This window comes from Gemmatimonadaceae bacterium, assembly GCA_036003045.1.
Lineage (GTDB): Bacteria > Gemmatimonadota > Gemmatimonadetes > Gemmatimonadales > Gemmatimonadaceae > JAQBQB01.
Genome location: DASYSS010000050.1, coordinates 1 through 15,336, shown reverse-complemented (window position 1 = coordinate 15,336; position 15,336 = coordinate 1). Strand labels below are relative to the sequence as shown.

The 15,336-nt window shown below is 66.3% G+C and carries 13 protein-coding genes; 9 read left to right on the top strand and 4 right to left on the bottom strand.

The genetic code is table 11. From position 1 onward, the window contains the following. Nucleotides 1-10: 10 nt before the first annotated feature. Nucleotides 11-943: a signal recognition particle-docking protein FtsY gene (ftsY, locus tag VGQ44_12815; protein ID HEV8447703.1), complete on the top strand. Its 933-nt coding sequence runs from the start codon at nt 11-13 to the stop codon at nt 941-943. Further along, the gene (recG, locus tag VGQ44_12810) at nt 940-3,054 is read left to right on the top strand and encodes an ATP-dependent DNA helicase RecG (GenBank protein ID HEV8447702.1); all 2,115 of its coding nucleotides are present in this window, start codon (nt 940-942) and stop codon (nt 3,052-3,054) included. The genes ftsY and recG overlap by 4 nt, the downstream gene beginning before the upstream one ends. A gap of 4 nt (nt 3,055-3,058) precedes the next feature. Here recG and VGQ44_12805 read toward each other — a convergent pair whose 3' ends face one another. Continuing rightward, nucleotides 3,059-3,673 (bottom strand): hypothetical protein, encoded by a 615-nt coding sequence (locus tag VGQ44_12805; protein HEV8447701.1) that lies wholly within the window; start codon nt 3,671-3,673, stop codon nt 3,059-3,061. Further along, nucleotides 3,670-5,169, bottom strand: coding sequence for a HAMP domain-containing sensor histidine kinase (locus VGQ44_12800; protein ID HEV8447700.1), 1,500 nt, complete (start codon nt 5,167-5,169; stop codon nt 3,670-3,672). The genes VGQ44_12805 and VGQ44_12800 overlap by 4 nt, the downstream gene beginning before the upstream one ends. 170 nt (nt 5,170-5,339) lie before the next feature. Between VGQ44_12800 and asnS the strand changes: the two genes are divergently transcribed. Beyond that, nucleotides 5,340-6,665, top strand: coding sequence for an asparagine--tRNA ligase (asnS, locus tag VGQ44_12795; GenBank protein HEV8447699.1), 1,326 nt, complete (start codon nt 5,340-5,342; stop codon nt 6,663-6,665). A 13-nt stretch (nt 6,666-6,678) separates the two neighbouring features. Here the strand turns inward: asnS and VGQ44_12790 are convergent, their stop codons facing one another. Together VGQ44_12790 and mazG are read right to left on the bottom strand one after the other, a co-directional pair. Continuing rightward, on the bottom strand, nt 6,679-8,355 hold the full coding sequence (locus VGQ44_12790; GenBank protein HEV8447698.1) for a carboxypeptidase-like regulatory domain-containing protein: 1,677 nt from the start codon (nt 8,353-8,355) through the stop codon (nt 6,679-6,681). Nucleotides 8,356-8,441: 86 nt separating this feature from the next. After that, on the bottom strand, nt 8,442-9,197 hold the full coding sequence (mazG, locus tag VGQ44_12785; GenBank protein ID HEV8447697.1) for a nucleoside triphosphate pyrophosphohydrolase: 756 nt from the start codon (nt 9,195-9,197) through the stop codon (nt 8,442-8,444). Between the two features lie 47 nt (nt 9,198-9,244). On the opposite strand from mazG, the gene alr reads away from it, so the two are divergent. From alr to VGQ44_12755, 6 genes are all read left to right on the top strand, one after another. Beyond that, nucleotides 9,245-10,333 carry an alanine racemase gene (gene alr, locus VGQ44_12780; protein HEV8447696.1) on the top strand — a complete coding sequence of 363 codons (1,089 nt, stop codon included), beginning with the start codon at nt 9,245-9,247 and terminating at the stop codon, nt 10,331-10,333. Further along, entirely contained in the window at nt 10,330-11,505 is a 1,176-nt protein-coding gene (locus tag VGQ44_12775; GenBank protein HEV8447695.1) for a phosphopentomutase, read from the top strand. Before alr ends, VGQ44_12775 begins: the two co-directional genes overlap by 4 nt. A 1-nt stretch (nt 11,506) precedes the next feature. Further along, nucleotides 11,507-11,950 (top strand): cytidine deaminase, encoded by a 444-nt coding sequence (locus tag VGQ44_12770; protein ID HEV8447694.1) that lies wholly within the window; start codon nt 11,507-11,509, stop codon nt 11,948-11,950. Further along, the gene (locus VGQ44_12765; GenBank protein ID HEV8447693.1) at nt 11,947-13,233 is read left to right on the top strand and encodes a hypothetical protein; all 1,287 of its coding nucleotides are present in this window, start codon (nt 11,947-11,949) and stop codon (nt 13,231-13,233) included. The genes VGQ44_12770 and VGQ44_12765 overlap by 4 nt, the downstream gene beginning before the upstream one ends. Continuing rightward, a complete protein-coding gene (locus tag VGQ44_12760) occupies nt 13,234-14,397 on the top strand; it encodes a hypothetical protein (GenBank protein HEV8447692.1) in 1,164 nt (387 codons plus the stop codon). It begins immediately after the preceding gene. Between the two features lie 7 nt (nt 14,398-14,404). Beyond that, nucleotides 14,405-15,336 (top strand): response regulator (locus VGQ44_12755; protein HEV8447691.1); only part of this gene is annotated, 932 nt, incomplete at its 3' end.

The following is a 15,336-nucleotide window of genomic DNA, read 5'->3' as shown; positions in this document are numbered from 1 at the left end:
TACTGGAATCATGAGACTTTTACGCAAGTCCGGAGACGTACCAAAGCGCTCGCTGTGGCAGCGCATCAAGGACGTCGCGTTGATGGATGCCGGCGTGTTCATCCGCGGCGGCGTGTCGACGACCTCGCTCGAGAGCCTGGAGCAGCTGCTGCTCGAGTCGGATTTCGGCGTCCCGGTGACGCTGCGGCTGGTGGACGAGGTCGAGCAGCGCGCGAAGCGCGGCGGGGTCACGAGCCAGGAGCAGTTCCTCGACGTGCTGGCGCGCGGCATCGAAACTTCGCTGCGCGCCGGAAACAGCGATCCATCGCTCCGGCTGGCCCTCGCCGCGCCGACCGTCATCCTCGTCGTGGGCGTGAACGGCGCGGGAAAGACGACGTTCATCGGAAAGCTGGCCGAGCGCCTGCGCCGCGGCGGAAACAAGGTGATGGTCGCCGCCGCGGACACGTTTCGCGCGGGGGCCATCGACCAGCTGCGTGTGTGGGCGGATCGCACCGGCTCGATGTTCGTCGGCGCGAAAGCGGGGGCCGATCCCGCCGCCGTCGCCTTCGACGCGATCGACGCCGCGGTGGCGCGCGGCGCGGGGGTGCTCATCATCGATACCGCCGGCCGATTGCACACGAGCGAAGGGCTCATGGACGAGCTGCGCAAAGTCGCGCGCGTCGTCGCCAAGCGGCTTCCCGGCGCGCCGCACGAGACGCTGCTCGTGCTCGACGGCACGATCGGGCAGAACGCCGTGCAACAAGCGAAGATCTTCAGCGAAGCGGTGCCGGTGTCGGGGCTCGTCGTCACGAAGCTCGACGGCACGGCGCGGGGCGGAGTCGTGATCGCGGTGCACGAGGCCATCGACGTGCCCGTCAAGTTTCTTGGCGTCGGAGAGGGCGCGGAAGACCTCGAGGCGTTCGACGCGGCCGCGTTCTCACGGGAGCTCCTGAGCGGAGCGTGAGCGCGCCCGCGCAGAGCGACCGGCGCTCGGCCGACACCGGCGGCGGACGCCGTCTGTATCTCGACACGCCCGTCACTTACCTCAAAGGCGTGGGCCCGGCCCGCGCGGAGGCGCTGCGGCGGCTCGGCATCACGACGGCCGGCGATCTGCTGTACCACGTGCCGCACCGGTACGAGGACGCGAGCACGATCACGCCGATCAAGAGTCTCGAGCCGGGCATGCACGGCACGGTCGTCGGCACGGTGATCTCCAAAGGCGTTCTGCCGACGCGGAAAGGGCTGCGAATCTTTCAAGCGGTTTTGCGCGACGAGACGGGCATGATAGAAGTCTCATGGCCCGGCCAGCCATTCCTCGACCGCACGATCGGCAAGGGGGACGTGCTGCTGGTGAGCGGCAACGTGCGCTTCTTCCACGGCCGGCAGCTCCAGCCGCGCGAGTATGTGAACCTCGGGGACGACGAAGGCGCCGCGACGGGACGCGTGCTGTCGGTCTATCCGGCCACGGAAGGACTGTCGTTCAAGGTGATCCGGTCGATCATCGACGCGCACCTCGGTGCGTTGCTGCCGCTGGTCACGGAGTATCTGCCGCCGAGCGTCGTGAAAGCGGCCGGCGTTCCGGCCATCGGCGACGCGTTGCGCATGATGCATCGGCCGGCGTCGCTCGCCGAAGCGATGCAAGGACGTGCGCGGCTCGCGTTCGAGGAGCTGTTCTTCGTGCACCTGCTGCATCAGCGAGCGAAGGCGCTGGCCCGCGAACCGCGGGCGGGAATTCGCTTCGTGAACAAACGGAAGCTCACCACCGCGTTGCGCGAAGCGCTCCCATTTCAGCTCACCGGCGCGCAGGTGCGCGCCGTCCGCGAGATCGTGGCCGACATGTGCAGCGACCGCCGGATGCAGCGGCTGCTCCAAGGCGATGTCGGCAGCGGCAAGACGATCGTCGCGCTGTTCGCCGCACTGCTCGCGATCGAGAACTCACGGCAAGCCGCGATCATGGTGCCGACCGAACTGCTGGCCGAACAGCACGCCGTCTCGATGAGTCGCCTGCTCGCGCCGCTCGGCATCGAGCCCGTGTTGCTCACGGGAAGTTTGCCCGCGAAGCGGCGTAAAGAGATCGCGGCGCGACTGGCGAGCGACGAGTCGCTGCTGGTCGTGGGAACGCACGCCCTCGTGCAAGAGGCAACGGCGTTCTCGAAGCTCGGATTCGCGGCGATCGACGAGCAACACCGATTCGGCGTCGAGCAGCGCAAAGCGCTCGCCGCGAAAGGCGAAGCGCCGGACGTCCTGCTCATGTCGGCGACTCCGATCCCGCGCTCGCTCGCGCTCACGATGTACGGCGATCTCGATCTCAGCATGCTCGACGAGCGTCCTCCCGGCCGCCGTCCAATCACGACCGCGTTGCGGAAAGAGTCGGCCCGCGGGCGCGTGCTCCAATTCGTGGACCGGCAGCTCGAGCTGGGGCGCCAGGCGTACGTCGTGTACCCGGTCATCGAAGAGTCGGAGAAGACGGACCTCAAGGCCGCGACGACGATGTTCGAGACGCTCGCCGCCGGCCCATTCGCCAATCGACGCGTGGCGCTGCTGCACGGCCGGATCCCGAGCGAAGAGCGCGACGACATCATGCGGCGCTTTCGAGATGGCACGGTCGATCTCCTGGTGGCGACGACCGTGATCGAGGTGGGAATCGACGTGCCGAATGCCACGGTGATGCTCGTCGAACACCCGGAGCGCTTCGGGCTCTCGCAGCTTCACCAGCTGCGCGGGCGCGTCGGCCGCGGGGCGGAAGAGTCCTACTGCATTCTGCTCGGCGACGTGAGTCCGGAGGCGGCAGACCGGCTGCAGGTGTTCGTGCAGACGGAAGATGGATTCGAGATCGCGCGCGAAGACCTGCGGCTACGCGGCATGGGCGACCTGTTCGGCGAGCGGCAGAGCGGCGTGCCGACGTTCCGCATCGCCGATCCGTTTCGCGACGAGGCGCTCAGCGAGCGCGCTCGAGAGGCCGCCGCGGCGATCCTGGAGCGCGACGCGGCGCTCGAGCGTCCCGATCACGCCGGGCTTCGACGCGTGTTGGGCGACCGGTACGCGCGGTCGCTCGAACTGTTTCGAGTCGGCTAGAGCGTCAGCGCGGTGACGGCGGCGGCTGTCCGAGCCGCCGGCGAATGCGCTCGAGCTCCGCGTTTGCCTTCGCCAGCTCATCCTTCAGGCGCTTGATCTCGGCGTCGGCCGTGGCGGTGCTCTCGGCCGCGGCGCGCGGAGTCTCGATGCGCGCGTCGGACAACGCTCGCGCGATCGCCGCGGCGGCGTTCGCGTCCTTGGCCTGCGCCATCGCGCCGGCGGCGAGCCGATTCAGCGCGTCCAGCTGGCCCGCGACGCGCCGCAACGTCGTCGCCTCGAGCACGTGCTCTCGCGGCCGTGTGGCGGCGAGGTAGGTGTCGAGCAACGCGATGGCGCCGGGGACCGATTCGGAGCGATTCGACGGATCGAGCTCGAAGAGGGCGCGCCAATACGACGCTTCGAGAGCCTCTTCGCTCGTGGGAAAGCGTGTCGCGAAGTTCGCCAGCGCAGAGTCGGCTAAATCGAATTCACCGCGCGCGGCCGAGTGCTGGGCTCGAGAGAGCGCGCCGGGCCAGGCGCGAACCGGCGCCGGACCGACCACTCTCGACATCGGAGCGCAAGCGAGCGCGAGGCCAGCCGACGCGGCCAGGATGGCCGAGCGCGACGTGCGTTGCGTCACAGGGCCGCGGCGCTTGGGATGGCGGGCGTGGCGCGCTGCGCGATTGAACGCCGCACGGCGCGCACTGGCAGCCTGATCGTGAACGTCGTTCCGACTCCAAGCGTGCTTTCGCACGAGATCCATCCTCCGTGCGCTTCGACAATCTCCTTGGCGATCGCAAGTCCCAAGCCCGTCCCGATCCCGCGGGCACGCTGGTTGTCCGCCTGATAGAACTTTTCGAAGATGCGCGGCAGCTGTTCCGGGGGGATACCCGCCCCCGTGTCCGTGACGCGCATGATTACCGATCCGTCGTCCGGCTCGATCGTGAGCGACACCGTTCCGCCATGCGGTGTGAACTTGAACGCATTGGACAACAGATTGCCGAGGACTTCGTTGATGCGGTCGTCGTCCCAGTACACTTCGCGCGGGAGCCCGCCCTCGCTCTCGACGTGGAACGCGACTTCGCGCTGCACCGCCAACACGTGGAACGAGCGCTCGAGCTCCGCGAGCATGCTTTCGAGATTCACGCTGCGGAGCTCGAGGCGGCCGCCGCCGGCCTCGAAACGACTGACGTCGAGAAGCTGCTTCACGAGACGCGCCAGCGTGTTCGCTTGAACGACGAGCGTGCGATGCACCTCGGCGTGCCGAACGTCCACCGGTCCGTACACTCCTTCGTCGAGCAGCTGTAGATAGCCGATCATGACGTTGATCGGCGTCTTGAGCTCGTGCGACGCGACGGACACGAATTCCGCCTTGAGCTTATCGAGCTCCGACAGCTGGCGCGTCATCTCGGTGAAGCTGGCGGCGAGCTGCCCGAACTCGTCGGACTTGCTCGGCACCGTGCCGAGGCGATACGTGAGATCGCCGTCGGCCACCGCGCGCATGCCGGCCCGGAGATCGAGTATCGGGCTCGTGATCGACCGTGTGAGCCAGAACGCGACCCCCGCGGCGACGGCGATCGCCAGTATGAGGGCGAGCACGGACCCGGAAGCGATGAGCGTGATCCGCGCTCCCTCAGCGTCGGCGTCGTCCGAAGTGCGCGTGAAAAGCGCCCGTTCCGCCAGTTTGACGAGAGAATCGGCCCGGGTGAGGGCCGGCACGAATGCCTTGGACGACAGCGAGTCCGCGGCGGCGGTGTCTCCCCGGATGGCGGCGTCGAACTCGGCCGGCGCCACACGCGTCATGCTGTCGACCGACGGCTCGATGCCGCGCGCATAGTCGGGGAGTTGGAGCGCGGCCAGCGAGTCCGTCAACACACCGACTCGCTGCAACTCCTGGTTCATCAACTCCTTGTTCCTGACCGACGGTGTGAAGAGCAGCGCCAATTCCTGACGTCGCAGATCGTTCAACCCATCGCTCAACCGGCCGATGAGTTGCGACGCCGCGAAGTCACGTTCGCGCAGGTTCTTGGCGTCGCCGCGCAGGGCGAAAATTCCCCAGATGGCCCACACGAGCGGACCGACCAGGATGACCGCGATGAGGACCAAGCCCAACCCAAGTCTCGACCGGAGGGTCATTCGCACGACGCAGCAGTGGTGATCGGCCCGCCCACGGATAGAGCGACGCGTCTACCGCAGTTCACGCGCCAGGGGTACCCACGAGCGAAAGGCACGTATAGCCTTAAGCCTCTCGCTCGGGACCGTCCGCGTCCTCCCAGGCGTCTCCTTCGCCCGTCCTTCGAACGACCATGGCCGATTCCGCGCCGACCCAGCCGAACACCCCGACTCCGCGAATCGGCGAGCTCAATCAGTTCGTTGGCCAACTCGTCACGATTCGTGGCTGGGTCACCCACGTCAGATCGTCGGGGAAAGTGGCGTTCGCCGTACTGCGCGACGGGACCGGGATCGTTCAAGCGGTATTCGTCAAGACGCAATTGCCACCGGACGTTTGGGAGCGTTTCAAGGAACTTACACTCGAAACGTCCGTCCATGTGTCGGGCGAGGTGCGCGCCGAGCCGCGCGCGCCGGGCGGGTACGAACTGGGCGTGACGGGTCTCACAGTTTTCGGCGCGAGCCCGATCGACTACCCCGTGCAACCGAAGGAGCACGGAATCGATTTCCTGCTCGACAACCGGCACTTTTGGCTGCGCAGCAATCGTGTACGCGCGATCTTTTCGATCCGCAACGAGATCGAGCAGGCGATCCACGACTTCTTCTACGAGCGCGGATTTCTGCGGATCGACACGCCGATTCTCACCGCGGCGATCGGCGAGCGGAGCGGGTTGTTCGAGACCAAATACTTCGACGAGGGCACGGCCTACCTCGCGCAGACCGGCCAGCTCTATGGCGAAGCCGCGGCCGCGGCGTTTGGACGGATCTACACGTTCGGGCCGACGTTCAGGGCCGAAAAGTCGAAAACGCGACGCCACCTGACCGAATTCTGGATGATCGAGCCGGAAGTCGCGTGGAACGACTCGGCGGACAACATGCGTTTGCAAGAGGATTTCGTCTCGTTCATCGTGCAGCGTTGTCTGGGGCGCCGCGCCGCGGAACTGAAGGAATTGGAGCGGGACACCGCTCCGCTCGAGCGCGTGAAGCCGCCGTTTCATCGCGTGGACTACGGCGACGCCGTGACGATTCTGCAAGGGAAGGGAAGCTCGATCGTCTGGGGCGACGATCTCGGGGCCGAAGACGAGGCACTGCTCGTGGCCGACTACGACCGGCCCGTGTTCGTGTTGAACTACCCCAAGGGCGCGAAGGCGTTCTACATGAAAGAGAATCCCGCCGATCCGCGCACGGTGTTATGCGACGACTGCCTCGCCCCGGAAGGCTACGGCGAAATCATCGGCGGCTCGCAGCGCGAGGACGATCTCGAAAAGCTGCTGCATCGCATTCACGAAGAGGGGCTGCCGGTCGATGCATACGACTGGTACCTCGACCTGCGCCGCTACGGCACGTTCGTTCACTCGGGGTTCGGGCTCGGACTCGAGCGCACGGTGGCGTGGGTTTGTGGGCTGCAACACATCCGCGAGGTGATCGCGTTCCCGCGGATGATGCATCGGCTCAAGCCGTAGACGCGGACTCCGGCTACCGCGGGTCGGCGTGCAGGGTAAGACGCATCACGTCGACCGGACGAACGGCGTCGTGAACGTTGCTGGCCGACATCGTCAGCGCTCTTGACTCGCGCTCCGCGCGCACCTCGACGCGCGCGCCCTTCGGGACGTCGCAAACGTGGAAGAGTCCCCGCCCGTCGACTTTCACCTTCGAAACGACGTCGACGCCCGTGAGCTTGACGACGGCCGTCTCGACGACCGCGCCGACCGCGGGCGAACCGTCGGGGAGCAGGGCGCGCCCAAGGATGATGACTCGTCCGGCCGCGAGCGCGCGTTGTGAGCAGAGCTGCGCCGCGAAATCGTCGGCCGTCGGCGCCTCGAACCCTACCCTGATGGTGGAATCACGAACGGCGTTGACCGCCAACCGAGTTCGAAGAACGATGTCGAGCGGCGTGAGAACCGTGTCCGCGACCGCTATCGCGTACGGCCCCGGGACGAGATCGGTGATGGTGAACCGGCCCGCCGAATCGCTGATCGCGAAGTAGTCCGTTCCGGCGAGCGTGATGATTTGACCACCGATGGGAACGTGTCCGTGGGTGACGATCCCCGTCAGGGTTCCGAGCGGCGCAGCCCACGTTCGGCCGTCCTCCCATCGAACACCGGCAACCTCGCCGCCGCTTTCGTGCATGTCGCTCGGCAATACGGCGACGATGCCGAGGCGCGACGACGCGGGCACACCGATCGGGCGAATGGACCACCGGTCGATGATGGGAATTCCGTCGGCCATGGTGTGGAAGGACACGCGGCCGCCGGGTTCATACTTCTCGAAGCGGCGGTCGATGCCGACGTATCGAAACACGATTTCGACGAGGGACCGCGTCGTCGAATCGATCCACACGGCACCCTCGACGTCGACCCGCCCGCGTTTGTGCGCGGCCGCCTCGAACGCGAGGCCGACCTGATGCGGCCGATCGCGATCGGGCGTCGCGAGCTGAAAGCAGTAGCCGCGCGGGAACGCGTCGTCGAGCATCACGTCCGCATCGGGCCCGTTGAATATCGCCACGTTCGCGCTGTCGTCGACGAATCCGCGCTCGATGAACTCAGACGCCGGGCGGGTCGCGACGAACGGACGCGCACCGGAGCTCGAGTCGACGTGCACGGCCTGACTCACGGGCGTGAAGCCGTCTTGTCCCATCTGCCGGTCGAAGTGCAACCGCTTCATCACCGTATGCTCCGTCTCGCGCGCCACGACCGCGGCGAGCAGCGCGGACCGCGCCTGATCCCACAGCGCGAGCGCCGCCGCTCGATCGTCTCGCCGCGGACAATTCGGCGAGTCGGTGACCTGCACCGGATCGAGAAGCGTCGGGATCATGCGCATCGCGAGATCGAGATTCACGACGCCGTCGATCGGCGCCGGCAGGGCGACGTCGCGCGGACGAAAGCCGATGCGAAGGAGTTGCAGGCGGCGAGCACCAACGGGCAGCTGCACCCGGAATTCACCGCGCTCGTTGGTGAGGTTGCGAACGATCGGCTTGCCGGCGGAGTCGGCGAGGATCAAAACGACGGTCGAAATCGGCTGGCGCGATGCGCTGTCGCGGACGGTACCGCGCAATTCCTGCGCGCTGGCTGTCGGCGCAGACACGCCGGCCGCGAGCCACAACGCCGCGCCGACGGCCACGCCTCGCCACGTGGGTGGGAGTGAGAGGCGCATCTCGCTCGAACAGTCCGCTCGGAGGCGGGAAAGGTCAAGCGCGACGCGGTGCGCGCGCTGTTGTGCCAGGCGGCAGCGCCAGGCGACTACTCGCCGCGCTTGACCTCGTCCCAAATCGAGTCGAGCTCGTGGAGCGTGGCCTTACCGACGACGAGACCGCGTTCGGCGGCGATGCGTTCGACGGCTTCGAAGCGGCGCGCGAACTTCACGTTCGCGGAGTCGAGCGCGAGAGCCGGATGGACGTCCGCCTTGCGGCAGAGGTTGACGACGGCGAACAGCAGGTCGCCGAGCTCCGCCTCCAAGCGCTTGCGACTCGGCGCGTCGGCGGCCGGCGACGCGAGCTCGGCGCGAACCTCGGCGATCTCCTCGTCGACTTTCTCGAGCGGGCCTTCGACACTTGGCCAGTCGAAGCCGACGCCGGCGGCGCGATCTTGAAGTCGAAAGGCGCGGTGGAGGGCAGGAAGGTCAGCCGGTAGTCCGTCGACGATGCTCGCCCGCCGAGAGGCCTTCATCCGCTCCCACGGCTGTTTTACTCCGTCGCCGTACAGGTGAGGATGCCGTGCCTTCATCTTCGTGATGAAGGTGTCAGCGACGTCGTGCATGTCGAACGCGCCGCGTTCTTCAGCCAGAACGGAATGAAACAAGACTTGCAGGAGGAGGTCGCCGAGTTCCTCGCGGAGCTTCGGGTCGTCTCCGCCGCGAATGGCGTCGTCGACCTCGTAGGCTTCCTCGATCAGGTATGGCCGAAGCGACTCGTGCGTCTGCGCGGCGTCCCAGTCGCAGCGGGCACGAAGGTCGCGCATCAGAGACAACGTATCTTCAAGCGACGGTTTCACTTGCATAGCCTCCACGGGTCCGGTATACTACCCGCCCTCTGAACGACCGGTCAATGCACGCTTTGAACGCGCGCGCCTGGGTCGATGTCGACCTCGGCGCGCTCTTGCAAAATGGAACCGCGTACGCGGCACGAGCCGGCGTGCCTCTTCTGCCCATGGTCAAGGCGGATGCGTACGGCCTGGGTGCGGTTCCGGTCGCGCGGGCGTTGGAACGGCTGGATCCGTGGGGTTTTGGCGTCGCGACCGTCGTCGAAGGCGAAGAGTTGCGGCAAGCCGGCGTGACTCGGCCGATCGTCGTCTTTACGCCACTCCTCGTCGACGATCTCGGTCCGGCGGCAAAGGCCGGGCTCACGCCGACGCTTGGGGCGCGCGACACGATCGTCCGTTGGCGCGAGACCGGCCGTCCCTGGCAGTTGGCGATCGATACGGGGATGAGCCGGGCCGGAATACAATGGAACGACATCGGCTCGATCGCGGACCTCGTTGCGGCGTTTCCGCCCGAAGGCGCGTTTACGCACTTTCACTCCGCGGACGCCGCCGACGAGTCTCGTGCGACGCAAGAAGAGCGGTTCACTCGCGCCATCGCGACGCTCCCCGCCCCAGTGCGGCCAGCGATGCTGCACGCCGAAAACAGCGCCGCCGTTGAACGCAGAGGAAAATCGCCGTGGACCGTGGCGCGGCCCGGAATCTTTCTCTATGGCGTCGGCATCGGCGTCGAGAGTGGTCTCACGCCGTGTCATGTGGCGACGGTTCGCGCGCGAGTCGTGGATCTTCGCGTGATCGAGGACGGTGAGACGGTGAGCTATGGCGCCACGTATCGCGCGATGGGCCGCCGTCGGATCGCGACGCTCGGAATCGGCTACGCGGATGGATATCGGCGAATCCTCGGAAATCGTGCCGTCGCGCTGGTCGGAGGACGGCGCGCGCCGGTGATCGGGGTCGTGACGATGGACATGACGATGCTCGACGTGACGGACGTTCCATGCGAGACCGGCGACGTCGCCACGCTGATCGGGCGAGACGGCGACGAAGAGATCACGATTTCGGATGTCGCGCGTTTCGGCGGGCTGAGTCCCTACGAGGTGCTCACCGGACTTCGGGGGCGCTTGCCGCGCCGCTACATCGGAGCAGGGGCGGAATGACGCGTCGAGCGGCGATCATCATTCTCGATGGAGTCGGGATCGGCGAGGCGCCGGACGCCGACGTCTACGGCGACCGGGGAAGTGATACGCTTGGCAACCTGTCGCGAGCAGTCGGCGGCTTCTCATTGCCCAATCTCGAGAGAGCAGGGTTGGGAAACATCTCGACACTCGACGGCATGCGTGCCCGCGGTGCGGACGAGTCGAGCGGTGCCTGGGGAAAAATGGTCCCGCGATCCGCGGGCAAAGACAGCACGACGGGTCACTGGGAGATCGCCGGGGTTCATCTCGACAGTGCGTTTCCGACCTACCCGAACGGCTTCCCGAAGGAAATCGTCGCCGAGTTCGAGGCGAAGTCCGGGAAGAGGACCATTGGGAACGTCGCGGCGAGTGGAACGACGATCATCGATCGGTTCGGGCCGGAGCATGAGCGGACTGGCGCTCTGATACTGTATACGTCGGCTGATTCAGTTTTTCAGATCGCCGCCCATGAGCAAGTCGTGCCGCTCGACGAGCTGTACCGGGTGTGCGCGGTGGCGCGAGAGATGCTCGTGGCGCCGAACGACGTGTCGCGAGTCATCGCCCGACCATTCGTCGGCGAGCCGGGCGCGTACACACGGACGAAGAACCGCCGTGATTTCTCCATCGCTCCGCCTTCGGAGACTCTGCTCGACGCGCTGGCCGCCGCGGGTGTGCCGCGCGCCGGGGTCGGCAAGGTCGACGACCTTTTTGCGGGGCGGAGCATCGAGTCCAAACACACGGCCTCGAATGCCGATGGGATCACGGCGATTTCGAAGTGGCTTTCTGGCGGTGATCAGGGGTTACTTTTAGCGAACTTGGTAGATTTCGACCAAGCTTTTGGGCACCGGAACGACGCTGCGGGGTTTTATGGGGCGCTGCGCGAGTTCGACGCGGCGCTCCCACCTATGCTGGCCTCGCTTCAAGGGGACGATCTGCTCTTCATCACTGCCGACCACGGAAACGATCCGACGACCGCGTCGACCGACCACGCGCGCGAATGCGTGCCGCTGTTGGTCCTCGGACCTCGGGTTCGGCCGGGCAGCGTCGGCACGCGCTCCACGTTCTCGGATCTGGGCGCGTCGGTTGCCGAGTGGTTCGGGATCGGGTTCCGAGGCCGCGGGACGTCGTTTCTCTCGCAGGCGATCGTCCGCTGACATGGCGGTCGAGCAGCGGCCGGGCGTGGAGCCGACCGGCGACGAACGTACTATGACCATGCTGCGCGAGCGTGCCTTCGCCGCCATGGATCGTGCGTACGCCCCCTATTCCGGCTTTCGGGTCGGAGTCGCGCTGCTGTCCACCGACGGCAGCGTCGCGGAAGGGTGCAACGTCGAAAACGCGTCGTACCCGGCGGGTATTTGCGCGGAGCGTAGCGCGGTCGCGGCAGCGGTGGCCCGCGGCAACCAACGGTTCGAGGCGGTCGTGATCGCGACGGAAGCCGAAGAACCGACTCCACCGTGCGGCATGTGCCGCCAAGTGCTGGAGGAGTTCTCTCCGCACCTGCTCGTCGTGTCCACGACCCGCGAGGGTCGCGAGGCCCGCTGGACACTCGACGAGCTTCTCCCTCGAGCGTTCACCACGAATTCACTGCACCGGCGATGACCGGAGAGTTCCTTATTAAACAGAAGCGCGCCGTCCTCCTTGGCATGGTCGCGTCGGCGTTGGCGATTGCCGCTTGCAGCGACAACACCAACGGCGGCAAGTCATGCCCGCTGCTCTGCCCGGAGCAGGCGGTCACCCTGCAGGACACGATCATCGACGCCGTGATCGCCGACACGACTGTCGGCGGCATTCCGTCGATCGGCAACGAAGTCTTTTTGATGCTCTCGTCGCACGGCGATACGCTCGACAGCCGAGCGATCATTCGCTACGACACTCTTCCAACGGATTTTACCGGGGCCAGCTCGACCGACAGCATCATCACCGAAGTCGACAGCGCGCAGCTGGTGATCCCGATCGCGGCTGAGGACACGTTGCGGCGCCCGAAGGCGCCGGTGACGATCGAAGCGTACGACGTGGACACCGCGGCGACCGACACCGTCTCGTCGATCCTCGCCACGCTGTTCCGTCCCGACCGATTCCTCGGCAGCAAGACCTTCGCGCCGGAATCGATCGCCGACACGCTTCGCGTCCCGATCTCCACTGACACGGTTCTAAACCGGATCAAGAGCGGGACGAAGCTGCGCGTCGGGCTTCGGTTGCTTGCGCGTCCCGGCTACGACATTCGCGTCGGTTCGTCCGCCGGCGGGCAGTCGGTCGGGCTGCGGATCAAGGCCTCCAAGGACACGGCCGCCACCCCCGTTGTGGTGACGCCAATCTCGACCACGCCGACCAATCAGCTGTTCCTCTCGGGACCGCTGTCGGACTTCAGCATTCTCGTCAAAGGCGCGCAGCCGATCAACCCGATGCTGTTGAGCGTGGGCGGGCCGCCGCCGCGGCGCGCGTTCCTTCGCTTCAACATTCCGTCGCACATCATCGACTCGACGACAATCGTGCGCGCGTCGCTGCTGCTCACGCAATCGCCGAATCGCTTCGTCGACACGAAGGACTCGATCAAAGTCTTCCCCGTCGCGGTGCTGTCGGCGCCGACGGTCACCGACATCAGTTCGATGCTTCAGTTCCTGGGGAACGCCGGCGAGTTTGGTCTGGATTCGCTCTCCATGGCCCCCAGCGACAGCGGCGTGAGGTCGTTCGAGGTCGTGGGACTGACGCGTCTGTGGAAGGGACAATCCTCGACAGTAGCCCAGCGCGCGCTGGCGCTGCTGAGCGGCACAGAGGGGCAGCGCCCTGCCCAGATCGACTTCTTCTCGACCCGCGCGCCGGCGGCCTTACGGCCGCGGCTCCGCATCACCTTCGTACCGGCGATCAACTACGGGCTGCCGTAAATGATACGACTCCGCGTTCGCTCGAATGGTTTTTGGCTCGTCGCGGTCGGCGCGCTGATCGGGACCACCGGTCTCGCGTCGCGCGCGTCGGCACAGGCGAGCCTGAGCCTGCAAGGTTTCGGCTTTCCGGCGGGCCAGATGAGCACGCGCACGCTCGGAGCGGGCGGATCGTTGGCGGAGATCGATCCGTTGACGCCGGTGAACCCGGCGAGCGTCGCGCTGCTGTTGACGCGAATGATCTACGTGCAGGCGGAACCGGAATACAGGACGGTTCACTCACAGAACGGGACCGACCATACCACGACGCCGCGCTATCCGAACTTTTTCGGCGCGATTCCGATCGGAGGCGGGTTGGTGATGAGCCTCGGTTCGTCGAGCCTGCTCGATCGAACTGGTACCACGACCTTCGCGTCGCCCCAGGTGCTCTCGGGCACCGACACGGTGCTCATGACGACCAAGCTCCAGATCCAGGGGGCCATGAACGACGTGCAGCTGGCCGCGGGATGGTCGCCGACGACATGGTTCCGTTTCGGACTCGGCGCGCACGCCATCACCGGACGCAACCTCGTGACGTTGACACAGTCGTTCGACGACACGGTGGCCTTTGCGACCGCGCGGAACCAGCGCATTCTCAGCTTCAGCGGGTCGGCGGCGTCGGCCGGCGTCCAGGTTGTCGGCAAGGGTCTGACGTTCGCCGCGTCGGCGAGGCAGGGCGGCCCGCTGTCGTTGTCGGCCGGCGACACCATCCTCTCGCGCGCCCGGGTTCCGAATCGCTTCGGCGCGTCCCTGACGTATACCGGGGTCGCGAACTCGTTCATCTCGGTGCGCACGGCGCACGACAACTGGTCGGTGCTCGGCAGCCTCGGGAATCCCGGACTTCAGGGCGTCGACGGCTGGGATACGAGCGTTGGGGCGGACATTTCCGGGCCCAAGCTGGGCGCGCGGCCGCTCTTCTTGCGCGTCGGGCTCCGCGACCGCACGCTTCCGTTCACGGCCAACGCGAACACCGTGACGGAAAAGAGCGAGAGTGTCGGCCTCGGCACGTTGTTCGCGAACGGTCGGGTGTTGAGCGATTTTGCGTTGATCCATGCGAACCGGAGCGCGGACTTGAACGCGACGGAAAGCGCGTGGACCCTCAGCATCGGTCTCAGCATTCGTCCATGATCCGCACGTGGAGAACAACAGCCCGCCCGCGAACGCCCCGCTGATTCTCGTCGCCGACGACGTGTCGGCGAACGTGGAGTTGTTGTTCGACCAACTCCACGTGTTGGGATTTCGCGCGATCGCGGCGGCCGACGGCCCGTCGGCGCTGGCCATGTGCTTCGAGCGGCGTCCGGATCTGTGCATTCTCGACGTGTCGATGCCGGCCGGTGATCTGGGGGTGGACGACCGCTCCACCGGGTTCGAGGTGTGCCGCCGCATCAAGCGCGACCCGCGCACGAAGAGCATTCCGATCATCTTCGTCACCGCGCTCAACGACACCACCGATCGCGTGAAGGCGATCGAGGCGGGCGGCGACGATTTTCTCACCAAGCCGCACAATCGCCTCGTGCTCGGCGCACGCGTCCGCAGCCTGCTCAAGCTCAAGGCGACGACGGACTCGCTCGAGGATACGCTGCGGAAGCTGCGCGAGGTCGAGAAGATGCGCGACGATCTGATGAAGATGATCGTGCACGATCTCAAAACGCCGCTCACGTCGATTCTCGCCACGACAGAGATGTTGATCGACGGCGACTTCGGTCCCCTCAACGCCGAGCAGCGAAAGATGCTGACCGACGCGGAAGGCAAGGCCGACGATCTGCTCGCGCTAATCGGAGACTTGCTCGAGGTCTCGCGCATCGAAGAAGCCACGATGACGCTGGACTTGCAGCCCATCGCGCCGGCGGCGCTGCTCAACGAAGTCGCGCACGAGTGGTCGATTCGGTTCCAGCAGGAAGGTGCGACGGCCGTGGTCGACGTTACTGATGATGCGCCGGTCTTCGAAGCCGATCGATCGCTCATCAAGCGCGTGCTGGGCAATCTGGTGCAAAATGCGCTCACACACTCGGCGACGGCCGTCACGTTGCAACTTTGCGCACGGCGCAACGACGACGGCATTCTGTT

What these genes read in the sequence shown, in the direction of transcription:
- ftsY (HEV8447703.1), top strand. Translation starts at nt 11, where the DNA reads ATGAGACTTTTACGCAAGTCCGGAGACGTACCAAAGCGCTCGCTGTGG.
- VGQ44_12800 (HEV8447700.1), bottom strand. Translation starts at nt 5,169, where the DNA reads ATGACCCTCCGGTCGAGACTTGGGTTGGGCTTGGTCCTCATCGCGGTC.
- asnS (HEV8447699.1), top strand. Translation starts at nt 5,340, where the DNA reads ATGGCCGATTCCGCGCCGACCCAGCCGAACACCCCGACTCCGCGAATC.
- VGQ44_12790 (HEV8447698.1), bottom strand. Translation starts at nt 8,355, where the DNA reads ATGCGCCTCTCACTCCCACCCACGTGGCGAGGCGTGGCCGTCGGCGCG.
- mazG (HEV8447697.1), bottom strand. Translation starts at nt 9,197, where the DNA reads ATGCAAGTGAAACCGTCGCTTGAAGATACGTTGTCTCTGATGCGCGAC.
- alr (HEV8447696.1), top strand. Translation starts at nt 9,245, where the DNA reads ATGCACGCTTTGAACGCGCGCGCCTGGGTCGATGTCGACCTCGGCGCG.
- VGQ44_12775 (HEV8447695.1), top strand. Translation starts at nt 10,330, where the DNA reads ATGACGCGTCGAGCGGCGATCATCATTCTCGATGGAGTCGGGATCGGC.
- VGQ44_12770 (HEV8447694.1), top strand. Translation starts at nt 11,507, where the DNA reads ATGGCGGTCGAGCAGCGGCCGGGCGTGGAGCCGACCGGCGACGAACGT.
- VGQ44_12765 (HEV8447693.1), top strand. Translation starts at nt 11,947, where the DNA reads ATGACCGGAGAGTTCCTTATTAAACAGAAGCGCGCCGTCCTCCTTGGC.
- VGQ44_12760 (HEV8447692.1), top strand. Translation starts at nt 13,234, where the DNA reads ATGATACGACTCCGCGTTCGCTCGAATGGTTTTTGGCTCGTCGCGGTC.